The sequence below is a fragment of the Kosakonia pseudosacchari genome, assembly GCF_900184035.1.
Taxonomy (GTDB): Bacteria; Pseudomonadota; Gammaproteobacteria; order Enterobacterales; family Enterobacteriaceae; genus Kosakonia; species Kosakonia pseudosacchari.
The window spans coordinates 137,396-156,666 of the sequence record NZ_FXWP01000025.1; the positions used below are offsets into that span (position 1 = coordinate 137,396).

Here is a 19,271-nt window from a genome sequence, read left to right on the forward strand (position 1 = left end):
GAAAGGATTTCCTATTTAACCGGCGATAATGAGTAAATATTTTAATTCATGTCGTTTATTTACGTAGATATTGCCTACTGAGAAGGTGCGGGAGAGAGGAGTAAAAGGATGAGTGATTCCGTAATTACCCTGGCGAAGGAAAAAATCGACACATTACTGAGTATGTCTCGCTACAAGCTGGTCGTTCACGACTGCCCGCACTTTCTGGATGTCTTCAATTTTAAGGCAGAAGAAAAGCTCAGCGAACCGTGGCACTACACCGTTAAAGTGACCTGTACTGAAAGCGATATTGCCAGCGACAGCATGCTGCTTAAACCGGCGTCGTTCACGCTCCAGGTTCCACTGTATAACGGCATGCCAGCCACGCCATTGCGTACTGTTTATGGCGTAGTGCAGACATTCCAGCGTCTTTCAACGTCTGCAGATGAAACCTGGTATACGCTGAAAATTGTGCCGCGCATCGCGCTGTTGCAGTACACAAAGCGCAGCGAGATTTATCTCAATCAGTCCGTTGTTGAAGTGGTGGAAAAAATCCTGCGTTCACACGGGCTGGAAGGCGCTGATTTTGAGTTCCGTCTGTCGCAGGATTATCCGGCACGTGAACTGATCACCCAGTGGCGCGAAACCGACCTCGAATTTGTGCAGCGTTTACTGGCTGAAGTCGGCATCTTCTGGCGCTTTGAAATGGATGTCCGCCTCGAACAGGATGTGGTGATTTTCCAGGACAGCCTGGAGCAGTATCAGTTTGGCATAACTCTCCCGCTGATCCCGCCGTCACGTACCAGCGATAACGGGCAGCTCAGCGTCTGGGATATTAAAACCGCCCATCAGGTGGTGTCAGAAAGTGTCGCCAACCGTGATTACAACTACCGCGAGGCGCTTACACCACAGGACAGTTCTGCATCTGTCCGTACCACGGATGGCATAGCCACGGGTGAGGTGTATCACTACGCAGAGCCTTTTCTGAGCAAAGGCGATATCGAAACCCCGGAGAGTGGGGCGTACTATGCCCGTTTGCGTCATGAACGTATTCTGAATGCGCAGCAGAAAGTCATTGGTAAAACAACCAGCCCGGTTCTGGCACCGGGCGAGGTACTTGAACCGCAGGGGGCGCTTCCTGCCAACCTGAAAGACGGCATCGTTATCACCGCTGTGCAAAGCAGTGGTTCACGTAAGCAAAGCTTTAAGATGACCTTTACCGGTATTCCTTACAGCGAAGCCGTGTGCTATCGCCCGCCGCTACATAATCGCCCGGTGATTGCTGGTACATTGCCCGCTCGCGTGGAGAGCACCGAGAAAGGCGATACCTGTGCCTGGCTGGACAATCAGGGACGCTATCGTACGAAGCTGGATTTCGACCGTAGCGACAGCGAACAGGGTTATGCCTATCTGTGGCTGCGTATGGCGAAACCGTATGCCGGAGATAATTACGGTTTCCACGCGCCATTGCTCGACGGCACCGAAGTTTCGGTGATGTTCGATGCTGGAGATCCTGACCGTCCGTATATCGCCTATGCCCAACATGATTCTGAACATCCGGATCACGTCACTCGCGATAACCACACGCGAAACATTCTGCGAACGCCTGCGAACAATAAACTCCGCATGGAAGATAAGCGCCAGCAAGAGCACATCAAGCTCGCGACGGAGTTCGGCAAAACCCAGCTCAATATCGGCCATCTGGTTGATGACCGGCGCGAAAAGCGCGGTGCTGGTTTTGAATTGCGCACCGATGAGTTTGGTGCTGTGCGCGCTGCCCGTGGAATTTACCTGACAGCGGATGCTCAGGTCAAAGGCCAGGGGCAAGTGCTGGAGATGAATCCGGCGGTCAGCCAGATTATTCAGGCCAACAGCGAGATGCAGGCGCTGAACGGCGCTGCTGAACAGGCGAAAGCCCTGACATGTGATATTCAAACGCAGAATAACCTGATCCAAAACCGCCTGAAAGATTTGCAGTCCGCTGTGGTACTTGTTTCTGCTCCGCAAGGAATTGCCCTTACTTCTGGTGAGCATCTGCAACTGACCAGCAGGAAAAACATCATGGTTACCGCAGGGCAGCATGTCGATATCGGAGCAATGAAGAATGTCACGGTGAGTGCTGAACACTCTTTGGGGCTATTTGCCCATAAAGGTGGTGCGAAGATCATTGCTAATCAGGGCAACGTAGAAATACGCGCCCAGCATAGCACACTCGAGATGAGCGCTGACCAGCAGTTCACGATCACCAGCAGTAAAGATGAAATCACCATCAGCACTCCGAAAACCCTGACGCTGAACGGGGGCGGTTCCTACCTGAAGCTAAGCGAAAGCGGAATTGAGCATGGAACAAAGGGGGATTTTATTACGAAAGCGGCTCGCTATCAGGTGCCGATGGCGGGGGCAAATATGCAATGTGAGCCGCCTGTTTTCGATAAATCCACGCTTGAGCTTGTGCCGCCTGCGTCAGACGGCGTTATGTCACGCTAAGGAATACAGGAATGAAGATTATCTCTTTTTTTACAGCCATGATTTTTATCGCGTCGGTTGGTGTTGCCAGTGCTGCTAATTTAAGCTGTGTTTCCCCGGAAAAAACCACCTCTGATTTTTATCACTGGTATTTGCATGAGCTCAATCAGAACAAGTATCCCCTGACTTCAACCGCTGTTAACGATAAGCAGAAGTTGAACAAATGGGTATCTCCGAGATTGCTTCGGGAGCTTGAAAAATCGTTGTCAGAAAATGAACTGGATGCAGAATATTTTACCGATGCGCAGGACATTTTTGAGGATTGGGTAAATAACATTTCGGTTCAGAAAGTAAAAAAAACGGCTGAACACTATGCAAACGTTGAGTTAATACTGGGTATTACGAACATAAAGAAAAAGTATGACGTATCCCTGAATGTTATTCATGGGTGCTGGAAAATCGATCATGTCGCCTCCAGCAAGTAACTCGCATAAATAAACTAAGGATAGTTTTATGTGGGACGTACAAAAAGCAGTTAAGCATTTAAACGAACATGCAGAGGCATCATCCAAAGGTTATTGTGCTCGCTATGTTAAAGCCGCAATTAATGCTGGCGGTGATATTAACAGCTGGCCTTCAATCGTATCGGCAAAAGACTATGGCCCTGCGTTGCTTGAAAGAGGGTTTAATGTAATACCTTCTACAAACTGTTTCCTGCCCGGTGACGTAGTTATTATTCAAGGGTTTATTAAAGAAGATTTTGCAAAAGGTGAAATAAAAAAAGACCACCCTTATGGACATATGGCTATGTTCAATGGGCAGCAATGGGTATCGGATTTCAAACAAAGTAATGGCTATTATCCCGGTGGTGATTATCGCAAAGCAAAACCAGCTTATGTTTTTTATCGGCATAAGGATGCTGGTGGTCAAACTTCAGAAAAGCGTGAAATCCCGGATAATGCGCCGATGAAAACCTGCTTCCCTGCCCGTAAGAAGAATGGCGAGAGCTACGCTACGCTGGATGAGATGATGGACCTTATTGGAAAGGAACCGCATGGTTCCTGGCTGGCTGGCACCAATCGTATGTGGCATGGCGGTATCCATATCTCTGAAAAATCAGCGCCAGGTTCCACGCTTAACGCCGAAACGATCGATACTGCCGTTCCGCTTCAGTGTATGGTTGACGGTGAAGTGGTGGCCTGGCGACTGAATCGGGACTACAAGACGGGCACCTATAACAACCAGACATTGCAATACTCAACGACCTTTGTGCTGGTGAAGTCAATCTGCAAGCCAGACCCTCAGAAAGCAAATACCTGGCTTGAGTTTTACTCACTGTATATGGGACTGGCTCCACTCGCGGCATTTCAGAAATGTAAATGTATGAAAGCGAAAAGCACAGTAATGAAGCGCAAAGCAGATATGTATGAAAGCAGCCAACAGGGAAAAAAACCATCTCCGGCCCCGGTAAAAGAGGGTTATCTGGCGAAAGGCAGTCGGATCCTTGTTCTGAGGGAGACGACATTTCTGAATGGACCTGAACCTCAGCCATTCGGACTGGCGCTGGAGCTGGATAAGAATGGAAAAACTATCGGAAAGACTTTCTGGGTTACCCTGCTGAAAAAATACATGGAGCCTGATGGTGAGCAGTATGCGCATCTGCCAGTCTGGATGCAGAAAGCGGTCGAGAAAGGCACCTTTGATGCCGCGGTGAAACCTGCAACGACGCTGAACATCAGCGCCGGGGAGGCGATTGGCTTTTTGGGTGACGATATTGTTCCGGTGGGAATGGGGCAAGTTAGCGGTAGCACATACGTACATATCGAAGTTCTCAGTAAAGATAGCCGTATGCCTGATTTTCTGGATAACCCCGGTGCAGTAACCTCCGGTCGTAAATATATTCGTATCAAGCCAGACAGCAAGCTGTATACCAAGTCAGATGATACCTTTAGGCAGACTTCGACTATGGTAGGAAAAGATATCCATGCCGTTCTTCCTGAAGATAAATGTAATCCGAATGAAAGTGGCGGGAAGAAATATTACCAGATCACTGAAAACAGCTGGTTGAGTCAGAACGAAGTAGAAGAATTCAATCAGTACGACCTCAGGAAGCTCGGTTGTTCTGCTCTCGTTCAGGAATCTACGCCTGATATGTCGGCGTCATTGATGGAAGGTTGGGTCAAATCCACTTTTGAAACCATTTCCGGGCAAATGGTACCGGAGCGCGGAATTCAGCAACAACAAATGTCTGATTTCTACAAGGCCATGGCGGCTAAGCTGGACTGCGATCAGGACGGAGAACTATCCGGGGCAGAGCTTTACAATGCCGTTCATCACCCTGAAATGGGTATTCGCGATATTGCGGCCCGGCTGGCAGTGAAACATGTCAGTGAGTGGTTTGGCGGTAGCAGCGATCCTAAATGGTCGAAGTTTTTCGAAACCTATGATCCGCTGCGTAAAGCGTTTGTGAAGAAGTGGCTGGATGATGTGGAATGGATGAGTCAGGTCGAGCCCTTTACATCCGGTAAAGCGGTATGGCATATGCATCCTATTGTTTTTCTTAAGGCTGTTGGTGCCAGTGATGATGTTACTTATGCTCAGTTAAAAACTATTTTCCCAGAGGCCTCAGATGCTGATTTAAATACAGTAGTTTCTGAACTGCAAGGGAGGTTGGAGGTATTTAAGTTAGATACTCCAACAAGGTTGCGACATTTCTTTTCCCAAATTAAAGGAGAGGTTGGTCCGAAAATGAAAGGTAAAACAGAGGGGTTTCAATTTTCTCCCTCGACTTTAAGGTCCTTTAGCCAATATTACCGAGAACACTCAACTGAGTCGGAAACTGATGGCTATGAGAAAAACTCGGCGGGGAGAATAACTCGCCGTGCGGATGAGCAAGCTATAGGTCGTAAGCATTATCTAAGATTAAATGGGAATAGGCAGAGCAATCCAGATGACGGCTATAATTTCAGGGGGCGAGGGCTAATTCAAGTTACTGGATATGAAAAATATCATGGGTTTATGGAAGGGTATAGTGAATATTGGAATGATGAAGCCCCTGATACTGTTTCGGATCCCGAGAAAATAAATACAATGCCTTACGCTATTCGAAGCGCTTTATGGTTTTGGTTGCATTATGAAGTATATTTATTAGATCAAGGCAAAGGTCATAGTGATGTTGTTGTTGTTACAAGAAGGGTAAACGGTGGGAGCATGGGATTGGCTGAACGACAAGAAGCATATGCATTATGCGAACAGGTATTTCAATGAAAAAATATAAAGTGTTTTCAGGGGTTGTTCTTTACTTTTTTTTATCAGCAGGGGCTGTGACTGCTGAGCAAGAACAAAATGTGATTAAAATTATCACTTGCTTGTTACCAGGAGAGGAAGGGAAACAAGTTACGCTCTCTATTAATAACTTAACAAAGGAAATTAGTTATGGCTTTAAAAGGGCGGGGAAAACAGAGTTGAAAGTTGTTTTTAACGAAGAGAATAAGCTGAAGCGCTTCACAGATAGCCAGATGGGGGTTATATATTATGGGTTCAGACTCGGTGAATATGGTTATATTATTGATATAATTAATGGTTCTGAAAAAAACGAATATACAATCTCGTTTGATATCAAAAAAAACAACAAAGTTATCCAATCCAGTGACTGCCTTCCTAACTCTTTCAGAAGTGATAACATTAGGAGTGATTATATAGATGACGTTCCTAACATGAATGATAGATTTTTTGTTTTCCCGTAATCGTTTATGATTGATGTAAAAAGTTTTATTGATATTTAGCGAAAGTTTTGAATTTTCGTTAATATTTTTGATTGTGGGTTTGCCTTATGTAAAAAAAGATTTCATGCTATTTTGGAAAAAACTTCATCTGTTCCTAAGGGTTTTTAATATGAATAAATGTATATTTTTCCTTATGAATCTTATTGCTGTGATGCCAACAGATGTTTTGGCAACAGCAAATGTTGTATATGGATACGATAAAAGTAACCATCAGATTTTTGCAAAAGATGGTAATGAGATAACGACATTCAATTTTAAAGAGGACTATGCAGGGAATCCAGTTTATGCGTTTGATTTTTTTCATGGGCTCCCGGCTATTATTGCGGATAGCCGTTCCTTGCATGATTGGACTACATACGCAACATTGGGATTTCGAGACAAAAAATTTTATATTGATTGTTTGTATTATAAATTAAAAAGTAAACAAAATGGTGTTTTCACAAAGGAAGCGAACTGTGGATTAAATGAAAGTAATGTCGCTAATTACCATGATATAATAGATGAAAAAATTAATGATATTGAAAGCGAGATTGACTCTGTAGACACCTCTCTTTTGTTATCTGGTGAGGTTGAATATATTTCTATAGAAACTTACAAAGATAAAAAGCAAACGATTTACAAAGTTTATACAGATAAAAAATCATTCTTGGATAATACATATCTAATCGCATCAATAAGTGCTGGTGGCTTGTGTGAAGTATATGAAAATAATCCTTGGATTGTGTATGTGAGTGACGTTATGAGTCGGGTGCTTTTTTTTAAAGATGATAATGGAATGGAGAGCTTAATTCCGGCTGTTCCATCTTTAAATTCATCATGGATATGTTCTTCATATTTGCTAAGTAACGCCAAGGAATCTTAGGCGTTTTTATATGACTCTGGCAAAGGGGGGCTGTTGTTGATATCGAAAAAAAATATCAAATTACCGGTCGTTATAATTATGCTAAGTGCCAAATATATCTCAGAAAAAATTAACAATGAAGAAATTGGCATAGCGTTATCAGTGTCCAGTACAAATCAATTATCAGAAAATCCAAGGTATGCTAAACGATAAAGCCGATAAGAATGATGTTTGTTGAGTTTCAGTTTATATCAATGGGTTGGCTGTGCAGGAGCATCTTTATTATTCAGGTAAAGCTAAGAAGTCGAGCCATATGGAGGAGCGTATTAATAAGTTATCAATAGCCAAAAGTGCATTTGGGGTGAAGTGAATTTAATGAAGGCAATATTTTATCTTTTTTTGTGTATATCTGCAATATTCTGCAAGGCTTCAGTTACAATGAATTCTGAATACTCTATTTCTTTAGTGTATTCGGCGGGTATTGGCAAAAATAGCTATGTAATTAATATTTTTAACTCCAAAATCATTGTTCCTGGCAGTTATATGTATGACAAGTACGAAAAGAAAATTTTACTAAATGGAATAGCTAACTCTCATTCTCTTGATTTAAAGCAGAGAACAAACAACAGTGTGGCGACTATGACACTTACCAAAACAGATAATGGTTATACCGGTGAGTGGTGTGATAAAAAGTGTGTCCAAGTAATAATACAGCGCAAAAACTCATTTAGAGATGGAGTAGTGGGTGATGTTGAAATTTATAATTCTGACGAGGGGCTTATGACATAATAATAAAAATGAAATGATGGTTGTTTCTGGTGCTATAGAACCTGGAGTTTTAGACATTAATGAAATGACATATGCTATTCGTCGCGCACTTTGGTTCTGGATTAAATATAAACCTTATAATATAGAAAAAGGTCGCGGGTACGACGATGTTGCTGATGTTACACGCGTAGTTAATGGCGGAGATATGAGGCTTGCTGAACGACAAGCCGCTTATATATTTTGTGAAAGTGTTTTTTTATGAAAATTATCTCATTTGTTCTGATCGCTTTTGTAGCTAATTATTCATATGCCAGTGAGTGCCAGTCTGGTGAAATACTTATTGCGTCATGTGATATTCCGGGGAAAATTAATTCAGTAGCTGCATTTTGTGCAAAGAAGGAAGACGATACGATCAGGTATACGTTCAGTAAAGGTAATGTTTCAGAATTAACTGTGGATTTTGATTCTCAAAATAAACTTAAAAGATGGATAGACTTAGGAACGTATACGACTTATCTCGGATTTAATCGTGGTGTCTATTCTTATGTACTAAGAGTGCCAGAGGAGAAACCAGGTGTAGTTGCTTATCTTGATGTCAAAAAAAATGGTGGCGTTATTAGTTCCAGGAGATGTGACTCAAATTCGTTCGGAGAAAAAAACATTAAAATGAATAGTATTGAAGACGTTGATGATGCTTTTGTGAGAAATAACAGGTTTAATTTCCCATGAGTCTGATTTTTAAAATCATAGTTGTTATTTTTAAACCAAATATGGCTCAATTAACATTGATTTTTTTGGAAGTTAATCTTTGTGTTTCGATGTTGATTTTTTTTGAAAGGTATAGTGAAAATCATATGGTGTTATTAAGGATGTTATTTTATGGAGTTGTTTTATATTTATTGCCAGTAAGTTTGTTTGCTTCGGAGTATATTGATGTAGTGATTGTGTCATGCCTCTTGCCAGGAAAATCCTCCGGAGGTATTTCACTTTCTATCGATAGCGAAACAAAAGAAATTAAATATATCGTTAAAAGGATGGGCTTAATTGAGTCGATAAATGTTTTTAACGAAGGGAATAAACTGAAGCGCTTCACGGATAGCCAGATGGGCATTACATATTATGGATTCAGACTCGGTGAATATGGTTATATTATTGATATAATTAATGGATCTGAAAAAAACGAATATACAATCTCGTTTGATATAAAAAACAACAAAGTTATCCAATCCAGTGACTGCCTTCCTAACTCTTTCAGAAGTGATAACATTAGAAGTGATTAAATAGATGACGTTTCTTACATGAATGATAAAGTTTTTGTTTTTCCGTAATCAATTTTATGATTAATGTGAGTTTTTATCTGTTTTTAGCGAAAGGTTTTGATTTTTTTGTGTGTTTATTATAAAAAGGGTTGGCAATTTGCGTGCGAATGTTTTTTTGTTTTATATGGTAACTTTTCTTTTTTATCCAGTCGCTCAAGCAGATTCCGTGCAAAGGACATTTAAAGTCGACGATGTCAGCGGTTATATTAAGTATGAAGATGAAGTTAATTATCCATTGGCCTTTTATTACGAAGTCGATGGTAAAGCTTTTAAAATTGAAGCTTATGAGGTGGATGGCGATGAACCTCATGTGGAAACAATTTTTTGACTAAAGTACAGAATCAAATCAATGTAATTGTATTAATCTCTTGGGTGCATCGACATTCTGCGGAAAAGATAAATGGAACCTCATATCAAGTTTATGGCTATAAATATTCCTCTAAAAACATTTCTATAAATTCTTCAATCAAAAATGACCAGAATCTTAATGGTCTTGATGGTGAGTTTAATGGTGAATAGTTACATTTTAAATATAAAAATTCTGCAGAAATTGAAATGTATCTAAAGTCTCATTATAAATGATTTGGGGAAAAGTATTGGTGCTACTCATAAAATTAATGAAACATACAGTTTATGGCTTTCCGTACTAAAGGTTACCAGAATGAAAACCTGCTTTCCTGGCCGGATGAAAAAGACGGATAGAGGATCAACTAAAGCTAACGGATGTAGTTTGTGCAGGTTAAGGGGTGAAGATTTATATATAACGATTAAATAAGGAAATATGGTGCAAAGAATTGTTCGAATTGGCGATAAAACCACTCATGGCGGTGTAGTTCAGTCAGGCTCGTCAACTATGGTTTTCGGTGGCATTGGCGTAGCCCGTAAAGGCGACAAGGTATCCTGCCCGCAGGAAGGACATGGCCCGACAGTTATTACTGAAGGCAACCCCGACTATCTTGATAACGGGCTGCCGGTGGCATTTCACGGTCATAAATGTGCCTGTGGGTGCACACTGATCAGTTCTCTCCCTGATGCACTGGTGGGCTGAGCCATGCCTGTCATTCTGGAAAGGATTCCGGAAAAGAAAGCCAAACCGCCACGTCCGGTAACTCTACACTGGCTGATTTTCGGCGCCTTTGCTCTGGCTATGGGGATGGGGCTGACCTTTTTGTTCTGGCCGGATGAGCGTTCTGGCCCAGGATTCTGGTTTTTCGCTGTTGTGCTGCCGGTGCTGATTTGGGGAGCCCTATTCTCGGCTCGCCGTGCGGGCTACAAGTACAAGAGTGTGGGGCAGGATGCGGCAAACAGAACCATCAAAGCCCGTCACGACAATGATAAAGATCGTGGGCAGCGCTTCGCCTGGTTTGCTGGTGAATATCTGGTGAATCACCTGGAGCGCCAGCATGTAGCCACTCAACACGCAGCACTTGCTAAATCCCCCGTACTGCAACCGGTGATGCCCCGTGGCGCGGGAAAGCCCGTCAGGCACTCCCGTTTAGCAGAAGAGGGGAGCGCGCCTGAAGTGCTGGACGGATACCAGTACGAGGTGGTGGAACATATCAACTTGTTGCTGGCGACGTTACCTGAAGCTATGACCTGCTATCTGGCGCTGGATCTAGCCGAAGAGTTGCCTGATATCTCGCTCAACTGGTTATTGGGGATTATCCGCCCCGTGATCCGCATCCGTGACCTCTCTGGACTGCAGATCATTGATTACTGGCTCGACTACCACTATGCAAAACCTTCTGCATTGCTGGTGATCAGCGCACAGTTGAATGACGTTCCTGCGAATGATTCCGGGGAAGCCATTTCAGTAATGCTGATGACCAACTGCCGCCTCAAAGATACGCCATCGGAATCAGCGCGTATTCATCGTCCGCAAATTAATCACACGGGTGATATGAGCCATGCGCTACGCCACGCGATGCTATGGGGTGGGCTTGAGAAAGACGCAAAACTACGTGGCTGGATAACCGGAGGAGCGCTGGCTTACAGCGATGCGCTGAGCACAGCCTGCGGCGTTTATGCACCGGAGCTGACGACGCAGCGTTACGTCAATATCGACAGCGTGGCAGGTTTCGCCGGTGTGACGGCTCCCTGGCAGGCCTTAATTCTCGCAACCCGCCAGAGTATCGCTGACCGTGAAGCACAACTGGTTGTGACCGAATCATCACCAGACTACCGACAGCTCTGCGTTGTCACCCCGGAATAATAATCAGGGATTGTTACCGTTCGTTATGAAAAGACCATCCGCACTCGCATCTATTATTTTCTTTGCGCTCTGTATTACAGGCATAGCTGGCTGTTTTCTCTGGATTTACCCGCAAGAGACAGCCGCTATGGTGAGCGTGGGACCCTTCAGTCATCCTGGTGTAATTATTATCTGCCTGTTGCTGATCATCGTCATTCTTGTCGCAGGGTGGTTTGCTCAAACGCTGATGGTAACTGCTGGGGTAAAAGGCGGTAATCAGAATCAGGAAGAGGAGAACAGTGTCGGTAATGCGGCCCAGCCGGAAGCGCCTTCTCATACTGATGAAGATACCACACGTTTTACCTCCGGCCCGCTCACCGATCATCTCCGTCTGCGCTACGGCCGCCGCTGGAAATCCAAAGTTCGCCTGCTGCTGGTTCAGGGAACCGATGACCATATCGAAAAAGTGGTCCCGGGGCTCAAGCGTGATCACTGGCAGGAAAACGATGGCATTGTTCTGATTCATGCCGGACTGGCAGAAGTCGAGCCGGAGCAAGAATTTGTTGACGCGCTGAAGGAGGTGCGCCCTCAACGTCCGATAGACGGCACTGTTCAGGTAATGAACTGCGCGCAGCTTCCGGATGCTGCGGCACTGGATACTCTCGCTCGCAGCCGCCAGAAAAGTGATTTGCTGTTTGGCTGGCAGGCTCCGGTCTGGCTATGGTTTATCCGTGAGGACGCGTGGAGTCAGGAAAGTGAGGGCGTTCCGGCGACAGGTACATTGTTCGGGCCGGGGGCTGCACCAGAAACCGCCATAGACTCATTGACCACGCTTGCTTCTCGTTTGCGCTGTGCAGGTATGCCAGTGTTTCTGCGTAATACCCGCCACGACTGGTTGCTGCAGTTATCCGTTCAGTTGCGCGGGCGTCTTAAACAGCAGTTAACCCCCTTGTTGACCAGCCTGATGACCGGCCCTGCACCTTACCGCCTGCGAGGCGTGATGTTCAGTCCTGTTTTGCCCGCAAACTCCATGTTACCGCACGCGCGTCTGAGTCATCCGGCCTGGCAGGCGCTCGAAGAGGATTGTCTGCATATTCAGGCCCACAAAATCGGTTTCCACTGGCGCCGCGTTCTGCATCTGATACTGCTGGCGCTGGTTCTTCTATGGGGCGCAGGAACACTACTTTCTCTGGCTGTTAACCGTGCTCAGATCTATCAGGCCCAGGAAACCGCACACGTTGCCGCCGATACAAAACAACCGTTGACGGAACGCATGCGTAATCAGCTCATTCTGCAACAAGCCATTGCCCGTTTGCAGAACAGGCAAGTCCACAGAGCGCCATGGTATACGCGCTTTGGTCTGAATCAGGATCGTAAAACCCTGAATTCACTCTGGCCACTGTATGCCCGTAACAACCAGCTGCTGATGCGCGATGCGCTGGCTGATGAGTTCCACCGTCAGCTAGCCGCGTTTGTGCAACTTCCTCCGGCTAGTGTGGCACGTACTACCGCCGCCCAAAAAACCTATAACCTTCTCAAGGGTTACCTGATGCTGGCGCGTCCGGATAAAGCGGATGCGGCCTGGCTTGCTGAAAACATGCTGAAATTCTGGCCGACGCGCACTGGCGTTAGCGACAATGTCTGGCAGACCCAGGCTCCCAAACTGCTCGGGTTCTATGCCCAGAACCTGCCCGCGCACCCGGAGTGGAAAATTAAGCCAGATACAGACCTGGTTGGCACCGTACGTCAGATTCTGCTCAAACAAATTGGGCAGCGTAATGCGGAGTCTGGTCTGTATCAGGAGATGCTGCAGCGCATCGCCCGCAACTGGCCGGACTTAACACTGGCAGATATGACAGGTGATACCGACGCATCGACCCTATTTTCTACCTCCGAAGTGGTGCCGGGCATGTTTACCCGCCAGGCATGGGAAGAGCAGGTCGAGGGCGCTATTAATGAAGTGGTGAAAACCCGTCGCGCGGAAATCGACTGGGTGCTGACCGATAAGACTCATCAGGCCGGGAGCGATATCTCGCCGGAAGCGCTGGAGCAGCGCCTGACTGAGCGCTACTTTACCGATTTCGGTAATGCCTGGCTGAACATGGCCAACAGCATTCAGTGGCATGAGGCTGAATCGCTGTCCGAAGCGATTGCCCAGCTTAACCTGCTGGCGGATGCGCGTCAGTCACCACTGGTGGCACTGATGCACACGCTGGTCTGGCAGGGACAGACCGGGGCCAAAGGCGAGCGGCTTGCCGACTCGCTGGTCGATTCGGCGAAAAAGCTGGTCGGGCGTAAAAACAATGCGCAACAGTTTATCGAACAGACACAGGGGCCAAAAGGGCCGTTGGATGGCGTATTTGGACCCCTGAACGGCCTGATGGCAGGGAAAGACGGCACGGGCACTAACGGTAATCTCAGTTTCCAGTCGTGGCTGGCGCGTGTGACGCAGGTGCGCCTTAAACTGCAACAGGTTACCAGTGCACCTGATCCGCAAGCGATGGCGCAGATGCTGGCTCAGACGGTCTTTCAGGGTAAGGCCATCGATCTGACCGATACACGCGATTACGGCGGCCTGGTGGCGGCAAGCCTTGGGCAGGAGTGGAACGGTTTTGCTCAGGCACTGTTTGTGCAGCCGCTGGATCTGGCCTGGCGCCAGGTGCTGACCCCGGCGGCAGGCAGTCTGAATGCCCGCTGGCAGAACTCAATTGTATCTCAGTGGAACACCGTGTTTGCCGGACGTTATCCGTTTAAAGCCACTGGAAGCGATGCCTCACTCCCATTGCTGGCGCAGTTCGTGCGTGGTGATTCCGGGCATATCGCGACATTTCTTAAAACCAACCTTGGCGGCATCTTGCATCAGGAAGGCAGCCACTGGGTCGTCGATCCTTCTGCAAGCCAGGGGATGACCGTCAACCCGGCATTCCTGGCGGCTATTAATCAACTGGCAGATATTTCCGACATTATTTTCGCGCAGGGAGATGCGGGGGTTCATTTTGAACTGATGGCCCGCCCTTCACGTGATGTTGCGCGAATGCAACTGACGCTGGATGGTCAGTATCTGGATTACTTCAACCAGATGGAAAGCTGGCAGAGCTTCACCTGGCCAGGGAATACCTGGTATCCGGGTGTGGATCTGAGCTGGAGAAGCGTGAACACGGAAATGCGCCTCTATGAGCACTATCAGGGAAACTGGGGCTTTATTCGTTTGCTCAATAAGGCGCTGATCACGCCTCTCGACAGCAGCCGTACGCAACTGGTGTGGAGTACACCGGATGGAAATCCGCTGAAATTTATCCTGCGCAGCGAGCTGGGCGATGGACCTCTGGCGCTGCTGAAGCTGCAGGGTTTCCGCTTGCCGGAAGCTATCTTCCCGGTAAGTGCTGATGCCGTGAATAACACGCTGGCAACCACGGAGGGAGAATAGATGGCTACTGCAAAAGCGCTGCTGACACTGTGTGTTCCCGATGAAGCACAGCAGTCAGCGCTGCTCGTCCATCAGCAGGCCAGCCTGTCAAAATGGGAGAACTGGCTTAAACCATTAGCGGGCAATGACGGGGCGGGGGAAGACCCTGCCTATGACGACGATTTCCAGTTGATGCGCGAAGAAATCAACAAACTTTCCGGCATCGATCCAGAAACGTTGTGCCAGCTGGCTGAAAAGATTCTCTGTCGTACCGCCCGGGACTTAAGGGTGGTCACCTGGTATATCTTTGCCCGTCTGCAGCAGGAAGGCGAGGTCGGGCTGTATGAGGGGCTGCCATTGCTGGTGGCAATGCTGACCCGTTACGGTGAGCACTGTCATCCGCGCCGCCCGAATGCCCGCAAGTCCGCGCTTGAGTGGCTGAACAGTACAAAGATTCTGGACACGCTTTCGCTGTGGCCAGATGCCAACCGGGAGCAGACTTCACAGACGGCGGCCGTGCTGAGCTTGCTTGATAGCCAACTGGAGCGCTGGCCGGAGGGCGAACGCCCTTCTCTCGACGGTTTATCCCATGCGCTGGAGATGCGTCTGGCGGGTTATGGCGGGCTGGATAGCTTAACGTCACCAAGTATCAGTACAGCCGAAAGTACGCCTGTTTCAACGGTCAGGCAGTCCGCACCGGACATTGTTGTTAAATCCGAGGGCGAATTTTTAAGCCAAGCGAAAGTGCTCTCCCGTTGGCTGGCCGATCAGCAGGATGGCTGGCTGGCGTCGCATCGGCTGATGAAAGCGGTTCGCTGGGATACGGTGGGGCAAATCCCGGCGCTGGATGCCAGCGGTCGCACCCGTCTGTCCCCCCCAAAACCGGATTATCGCGCTCAGCTTAAACGTTTGTATTTGCAGCAGAACTGGACCGAATTAGTGGAACAGGCCAGTACCATGTTCTGCGAAGGGGGTAACCGTTTCTGGCTCGACCTGCAGTGGTATCTTTGGCAAGGGTTGACTCGCGCCGGACAACCCTGGGATAGCTGGGCGGACTACATCCTCAGCGACCTGAAGCTGCTGCTGGCCCGCCTGCATGGTCTCGAACAACTCGCCTGGAACGATGGCACGCCGTTTGCCGATGAAGTGACGCTGACCTGGATTGCTGAAAAGGTGAACGACGATATATCGGGGTTTGGCAATCAACCCGCAGCGGTTGTCGGTGGCGGACAAACGGATGACATTCTTGCGCTGGAAGCCGAGGCGATGGAAAAGGGCGACAGCGACGGCCCGGAGGCTGCGCTTGGCTGGCTTCAGCATCGCCCTGGCATAGCGTCACCGCGTAGCCGCTGGTTGTTGCGTCTGCTGATGGCCCGTGTTGCCGAACAGTTCGGACGCAATGAAATGGCACTCCACCTGCTCGGTGAGCTCACCAGTAGCGCACCACTGTTGACGCTTAACGAGTGGGAGCCCGGGCTGCTGTTTGAAGTGCAGGCCCGCCGCCTGAAGCTGTTACGCCTTAAAGCGGGTCGCAGCGAAAGCGATAAAACCCGCCTCGCTCCTGAAATGGACGAGCTGCTGGCTGGCCTGATTGCCATTGATCCCGCCCGGGCGATGGTGCTGTGCGGCTGAGAAAGCTGGATGTAATTTTCTCTTTTTTTGACTACCACAACATTCAGGGAAACCGTGCATGGATGATTTAACCCTGCGCTATTACGAAGCAGAGATGCGTTACCTGCGCGAAGCCGGTAAAGAATTTGCCCGCGCCCATCCTGATCGCGCTGCCATGCTAAATCTGGATAAAACCGGTGCCCGCGACCCGTACGTCGAGCGCCTGTTCGAAGGGTTTGCCTTCCTGATGGGACGCCTGCGTGAAAAGCTCGACGATGATCTGCCAGAGCTGACCGAAGGGCTGGTGAGCCTGCTCTGGCCGCACTATATGCGCACCATTCCGTCACTCTCCGTAGTGGTGTTCGAACCGGAATGGCAGCAGCTTAAACAGGCTGAAATTCTGCCTGAAGGCTTCCCGGTGCTGTCGCGTCCGGTTGGTCCTGACAAGACCATCTGCCAGTACCGCACGACCCGGGATATCACCCTACAGCCGATTCATCTGGCTGGTGCCCGTTTGCAGACCGAGCCTGACGGACGTGCCGCTATTCGCCTGCGTTTTAAGTGCGCCAGCAGGGTGGACTGGGCCAAAAGTGGCATTGATAAAGTTGCCCTTTACCTTGATGCCGAAAGCCCGGTGGCATCCGCGTTGCATCTGGCACTGACCCGCCGGGTGCATGCGATTTACGCCCGTCATGCCGCGACCCGCACCGAGCGCATCCGCTTTGACGGTTGGTGTAAGCCGATGGGCTTCGAAGATAGTGAGCGTCTGTGGCCGAAAGGCGACTCTGCGTTCAGCGGTTATCAGCTGTTGCTGGAGTATTTCAGCTTTCGACAGAAGTTTATGTTTGTCGAACTGCGCGGGCTGGAGTTGATCGGGCTGAACCAGGATACCACCTGGTTTGAAACCGACATCGTGCTCGATGGCGGCTGGCCGTCCGATATGCCGTTTGAAACCGAAAACTTTCGCCTGCATTGCGCGCCGGTGATTAATCTTTTTACGCTGGAAGCCGACCCGCTGACCATCGACCCTTTGGAAAACGAATACCTGCTGCGCCCGCTGCGTGTGCAGAACGGCCACACGGAAATCTACAGCGTCGATGATATTCACGGCGCGATAAAAAATGGTAAACACCCTTACGTACCATTTACCAGCTTTCGCCATCGCGGCGGCATGATGCGCTTTGACGCGCCGGAGCGCTATTTCCACACCCGCGTGAAGCGTGGCCCGTCCGGGCTGTATGACACCTGGCTTATCCTCGGCGGCCATTCGTTTGAAATGGAGCAGCTTGCTGAAAAGCCGGAATCGCTCTCCATTCGTATCACCGGTACCAACGGGCAAATGCCCCGCAAAGCGCTGGAAAGCACGTTGCTCGACCGGGTGGTAAAGGCCGGTAAGGTGGCGGTGAAAGTGCGAAACCTCAGTGCGCCAACATTGCCACTCTATCCGCCAGCGAGTGACCGCTTCCACTGGCGGGTGATGAGCCATCTGGGTTCCAGCTTTCTGAGCATGATGGATAACCCGGAAGTGCTGCGCGGCACGCTGGCGCTGTATGACTGGACCGATGATGAGATGAACCGACGCCGTCTGGAAGCTATTGTGGCGGTGAAGCATACGCTGGTGCGCCGTTTTGAACGTGGCTACATGCTGCGCGGCGTCGAGATTGAAATCACGCTTAATGCCGATAACTTTGCCGGCGAGGGGGATGTGAATCTGTTTGGTGAAATGTTGCACCGCTTCTTTGCGCTATATGCCGATGTTCACCTCTTCAATCAGCTCACGCTGGTGCTGCAACCGACAGGGAAACGACTGCGATGGAAAGAAAATCACAGCCAGCGGGTGCCGGGCTGACGGAACACCTAGGCGAGGATATCTGGCGGGTTAACTTTTTTCGATTCTGCCAGTTGCTTGAGCAGCATAATCCCGATGCACCCTTGCTGGGTACAGCTGAGAAACCAAATGCCGACCCAGTGCGCTTTCGCCCCTGGCCGGGGATGGGGTTTCCGGCCAGCGAATTACGCACCGTTGAGACGGATGAAGAACATCCGGAGCTGCCACCTACGGTCCGTACGACCTTTCTTGGAATGTACGGTGTGGATTCGCCGCTACCGACCGCTTATCTGGATGATATCGCCCAGCGGCGGGAAGGATATGAAGCCACAACTGCTTTTCTCGATATCTTTAGCCACCGCATTACCACGCAGTACTACCGAATATGGCGTAAATACGCCTACCCGGCGACCTTTGAAGCGGGCGGCACCGATAAAACTTCGCAATGCCTGCTGGGACTGGTGGGGCTGGGGATCCCCGGTACGGCTGAAAACGTGGCAACCCCGGTTTCCCGTTTTCTGGCACTGCTCGGGGCGATGCGGCTGCCAACCCGCAATGCGGAAGGTATTAGCCAGCTGGTTAGCCTGCTGGCCCCGCATACCACCGCAACGATCATCAGCCCGGACCCAGTCAAAGTGCAGGTGGCTCAGCGCAGTGGGTTGGGGAAAGAAAATCGTGTTTCCCTGTCGCAGCGCGCCACGCTCGGAAAAACCGGCAAAGAGGCCTGCAGCCGTATTCTGCTAAAGCTGGCAACCACTAACCCGAGCGAAGCTGAAGGCTGGCTCCCCGGTGGCCAGCTACACACCGATCTGATGGTGCTGCTGCGCGTGTATCTGGGCTATCGCTCTGATGTGCGCTTGCGCCTGACTGTGCCGGTGAGTGTCTTGCCAGAACCGCGCCTCGGGCAAAAGCACCGCATCCAGCTTGGCCGTACCGGCATTCTGGGGTTGAAAAGTGGCAAACCCGGCAAGCGCTGCCATCTGACCGTCAGCCTGGGGTGCTATGAGGGGCTGGATTGCCAACCTTTACATCCCGCACAGGATGGCGGTTATCGTTTTGACTAATTCTGAAAGGAAT

General features: G+C 48.9%; 16 protein-coding genes. All 16 read left to right on the top strand.

Annotation, left to right across the window (positions count from 1 at the left end; translation table 11 throughout):
- Positions 1 to 108 precede the first annotated feature (108 nt).
- The 16 genes from BN2591_RS19230 (at position 109) to tssG (ending at position 19,258) form a co-directional block, all read left to right on the top strand.
- On the top strand, positions 109 to 2,466 hold the full coding sequence (locus BN2591_RS19230) for a type VI secretion system Vgr family protein (RefSeq protein WP_086873448.1): 2,358 nt from the start codon (positions 109 to 111) through the stop codon (positions 2,464 to 2,466).
- A gap of 11 nt (positions 2,467 to 2,477) precedes the next feature.
- Positions 2,478 to 2,930: a DUF3828 domain-containing protein gene (locus tag BN2591_RS19235; protein ID WP_086873449.1), complete on the top strand. Its 453-nt coding sequence runs from the start codon at positions 2,478 to 2,480 to the stop codon at positions 2,928 to 2,930.
- 28 nt (positions 2,931 to 2,958) lie between these two features.
- A complete protein-coding gene (locus tag BN2591_RS24805; RefSeq protein ID WP_244173037.1) occupies positions 2,959 to 5,712 on the top strand; it encodes a glycoside hydrolase family 19 protein in 2,754 nt (917 codons plus the stop codon).
- Positions 5,709 to 6,191 (top strand): hypothetical protein, encoded by a 483-nt coding sequence (locus tag BN2591_RS19250; RefSeq protein ID WP_086873450.1) that lies wholly within the window; start codon positions 5,709 to 5,711, stop codon positions 6,189 to 6,191. Before BN2591_RS24805 ends, BN2591_RS19250 begins: the two co-directional genes overlap by 4 nt.
- A 148-nt stretch (positions 6,192 to 6,339) precedes the next feature.
- Positions 6,340 to 7,092: a hypothetical protein gene (locus BN2591_RS19255; RefSeq protein WP_086873451.1), complete on the top strand. Its 753-nt coding sequence runs from the start codon at positions 6,340 to 6,342 to the stop codon at positions 7,090 to 7,092.
- Positions 7,093 to 7,509: 417 nt separating this feature from the next.
- A complete protein-coding gene (locus BN2591_RS19260; RefSeq protein ID WP_086873452.1) occupies positions 7,510 to 7,860 on the top strand; it encodes a hypothetical protein in 351 nt (116 codons plus the stop codon).
- Positions 7,861 to 7,873: 13 nt separating this feature from the next.
- Entirely contained in the window at positions 7,874 to 8,101 is a 228-nt protein-coding gene (locus BN2591_RS24390; protein ID WP_143468270.1) for a hypothetical protein, read from the top strand.
- Positions 8,098 to 8,568, top strand: coding sequence for a hypothetical protein (locus BN2591_RS19265; protein WP_086873453.1), 471 nt, complete (start codon positions 8,098 to 8,100; stop codon positions 8,566 to 8,568). Before BN2591_RS24390 ends, BN2591_RS19265 begins: the two co-directional genes overlap by 4 nt.
- Complete coding sequence (locus BN2591_RS19270) at positions 8,565 to 9,119, top strand: hypothetical protein (protein ID WP_086873454.1); 555 nt, start codon at positions 8,565 to 8,567, stop codon at positions 9,117 to 9,119. The genes BN2591_RS19265 and BN2591_RS19270 overlap by 4 nt, the downstream gene beginning before the upstream one ends.
- Positions 9,120 to 9,255: 136 nt before the next feature.
- Positions 9,256 to 9,486 carry a hypothetical protein gene (locus BN2591_RS19275; RefSeq protein WP_086873455.1) on the top strand — a complete coding sequence of 77 codons (231 nt, stop codon included), beginning with the start codon at positions 9,256 to 9,258 and terminating at the stop codon, positions 9,484 to 9,486.
- A gap of 453 nt (positions 9,487 to 9,939) precedes the next feature.
- Positions 9,940 to 10,206 (top strand): PAAR domain-containing protein, encoded by a 267-nt coding sequence (locus tag BN2591_RS19280; protein WP_425268959.1) that lies wholly within the window; start codon positions 9,940 to 9,942, stop codon positions 10,204 to 10,206.
- A 3-nt stretch (positions 10,207 to 10,209) separates the two neighbouring features.
- On the top strand, positions 10,210 to 11,370 hold the full coding sequence (locus BN2591_RS19285; protein WP_086873456.1) for a hypothetical protein: 1,161 nt from the start codon (positions 10,210 to 10,212) through the stop codon (positions 11,368 to 11,370).
- A gap of 25 nt (positions 11,371 to 11,395) precedes the next feature.
- Positions 11,396 to 14,776, top strand: a complete 3,381-nt coding sequence (locus tag BN2591_RS19290) for an ImcF-related family protein (protein ID WP_143468271.1) — start codon at positions 11,396 to 11,398, stop codon at positions 14,774 to 14,776.
- The gene (gene tssA, locus BN2591_RS19295; RefSeq protein ID WP_086873457.1) at positions 14,777 to 16,387 is read left to right on the top strand and encodes a type VI secretion system protein TssA; all 1,611 of its coding nucleotides are present in this window, start codon (positions 14,777 to 14,779) and stop codon (positions 16,385 to 16,387) included.
- 58 nt (positions 16,388 to 16,445) lie between these two features.
- Positions 16,446 to 18,215: a type VI secretion system baseplate subunit TssF gene (gene tssF, locus BN2591_RS19300; RefSeq protein ID WP_086873458.1), complete on the top strand. Its 1,770-nt coding sequence runs from the start codon at positions 16,446 to 16,448 to the stop codon at positions 18,213 to 18,215.
- Positions 18,179 to 19,258, top strand: coding sequence for a type VI secretion system baseplate subunit TssG (tssG, locus tag BN2591_RS19305; protein ID WP_086873459.1), 1,080 nt, complete (start codon positions 18,179 to 18,181; stop codon positions 19,256 to 19,258). Before tssF ends, tssG begins: the two co-directional genes overlap by 37 nt.
- The last annotated feature ends 13 nt before the right edge of the window (positions 19,259 to 19,271 follow it).

What these genes read in the sequence shown, in the direction of transcription:
- tssA (WP_086873457.1), top strand. Translation starts at nt 14,777, where the DNA reads ATGGCTACTGCAAAAGCGCTGCTGACACTGTGTGTTCCCGATGAAGCA.
- BN2591_RS19265 (WP_086873453.1), top strand. Translation starts at nt 8,098, where the DNA reads ATGAAAATTATCTCATTTGTTCTGATCGCTTTTGTAGCTAATTATTCA.
- BN2591_RS24390 (WP_143468270.1), top strand. Translation starts at nt 7,874, where the DNA reads ATGATGGTTGTTTCTGGTGCTATAGAACCTGGAGTTTTAGACATTAAT.
- BN2591_RS19270 (WP_086873454.1), top strand. Translation starts at nt 8,565, where the DNA reads ATGAGTCTGATTTTTAAAATCATAGTTGTTATTTTTAAACCAAATATG.
- BN2591_RS19250 (WP_086873450.1), top strand. Translation starts at nt 5,709, where the DNA reads ATGAAAAAATATAAAGTGTTTTCAGGGGTTGTTCTTTACTTTTTTTTA.
- BN2591_RS19235 (WP_086873449.1), top strand. Translation starts at nt 2,478, where the DNA reads ATGAAGATTATCTCTTTTTTTACAGCCATGATTTTTATCGCGTCGGTT.
- BN2591_RS19285 (WP_086873456.1), top strand. Translation starts at nt 10,210, where the DNA reads ATGCCTGTCATTCTGGAAAGGATTCCGGAAAAGAAAGCCAAACCGCCA.
- BN2591_RS24805 (WP_244173037.1), top strand. Translation starts at nt 2,959, where the DNA reads ATGTGGGACGTACAAAAAGCAGTTAAGCATTTAAACGAACATGCAGAG.
- BN2591_RS19230 (WP_086873448.1), top strand. Translation starts at nt 109, where the DNA reads ATGAGTGATTCCGTAATTACCCTGGCGAAGGAAAAAATCGACACATTA.
- BN2591_RS19280 (WP_425268959.1), top strand. Translation starts at nt 9,940, where the DNA reads ATGGTGCAAAGAATTGTTCGAATTGGCGATAAAACCACTCATGGCGGT.
- tssF (WP_086873458.1), top strand. Translation starts at nt 16,446, where the DNA reads ATGGATGATTTAACCCTGCGCTATTACGAAGCAGAGATGCGTTACCTG.
- BN2591_RS19255 (WP_086873451.1), top strand. Translation starts at nt 6,340, where the DNA reads ATGAATAAATGTATATTTTTCCTTATGAATCTTATTGCTGTGATGCCA.
- BN2591_RS19290 (WP_143468271.1), top strand. Translation starts at nt 11,396, where the DNA reads ATGAAAAGACCATCCGCACTCGCATCTATTATTTTCTTTGCGCTCTGT.
- tssG (WP_086873459.1), top strand. Translation starts at nt 18,179, where the DNA reads ATGGAAAGAAAATCACAGCCAGCGGGTGCCGGGCTGACGGAACACCTA.
- BN2591_RS19260 (WP_086873452.1), top strand. Translation starts at nt 7,510, where the DNA reads ATGAATTCTGAATACTCTATTTCTTTAGTGTATTCGGCGGGTATTGGC.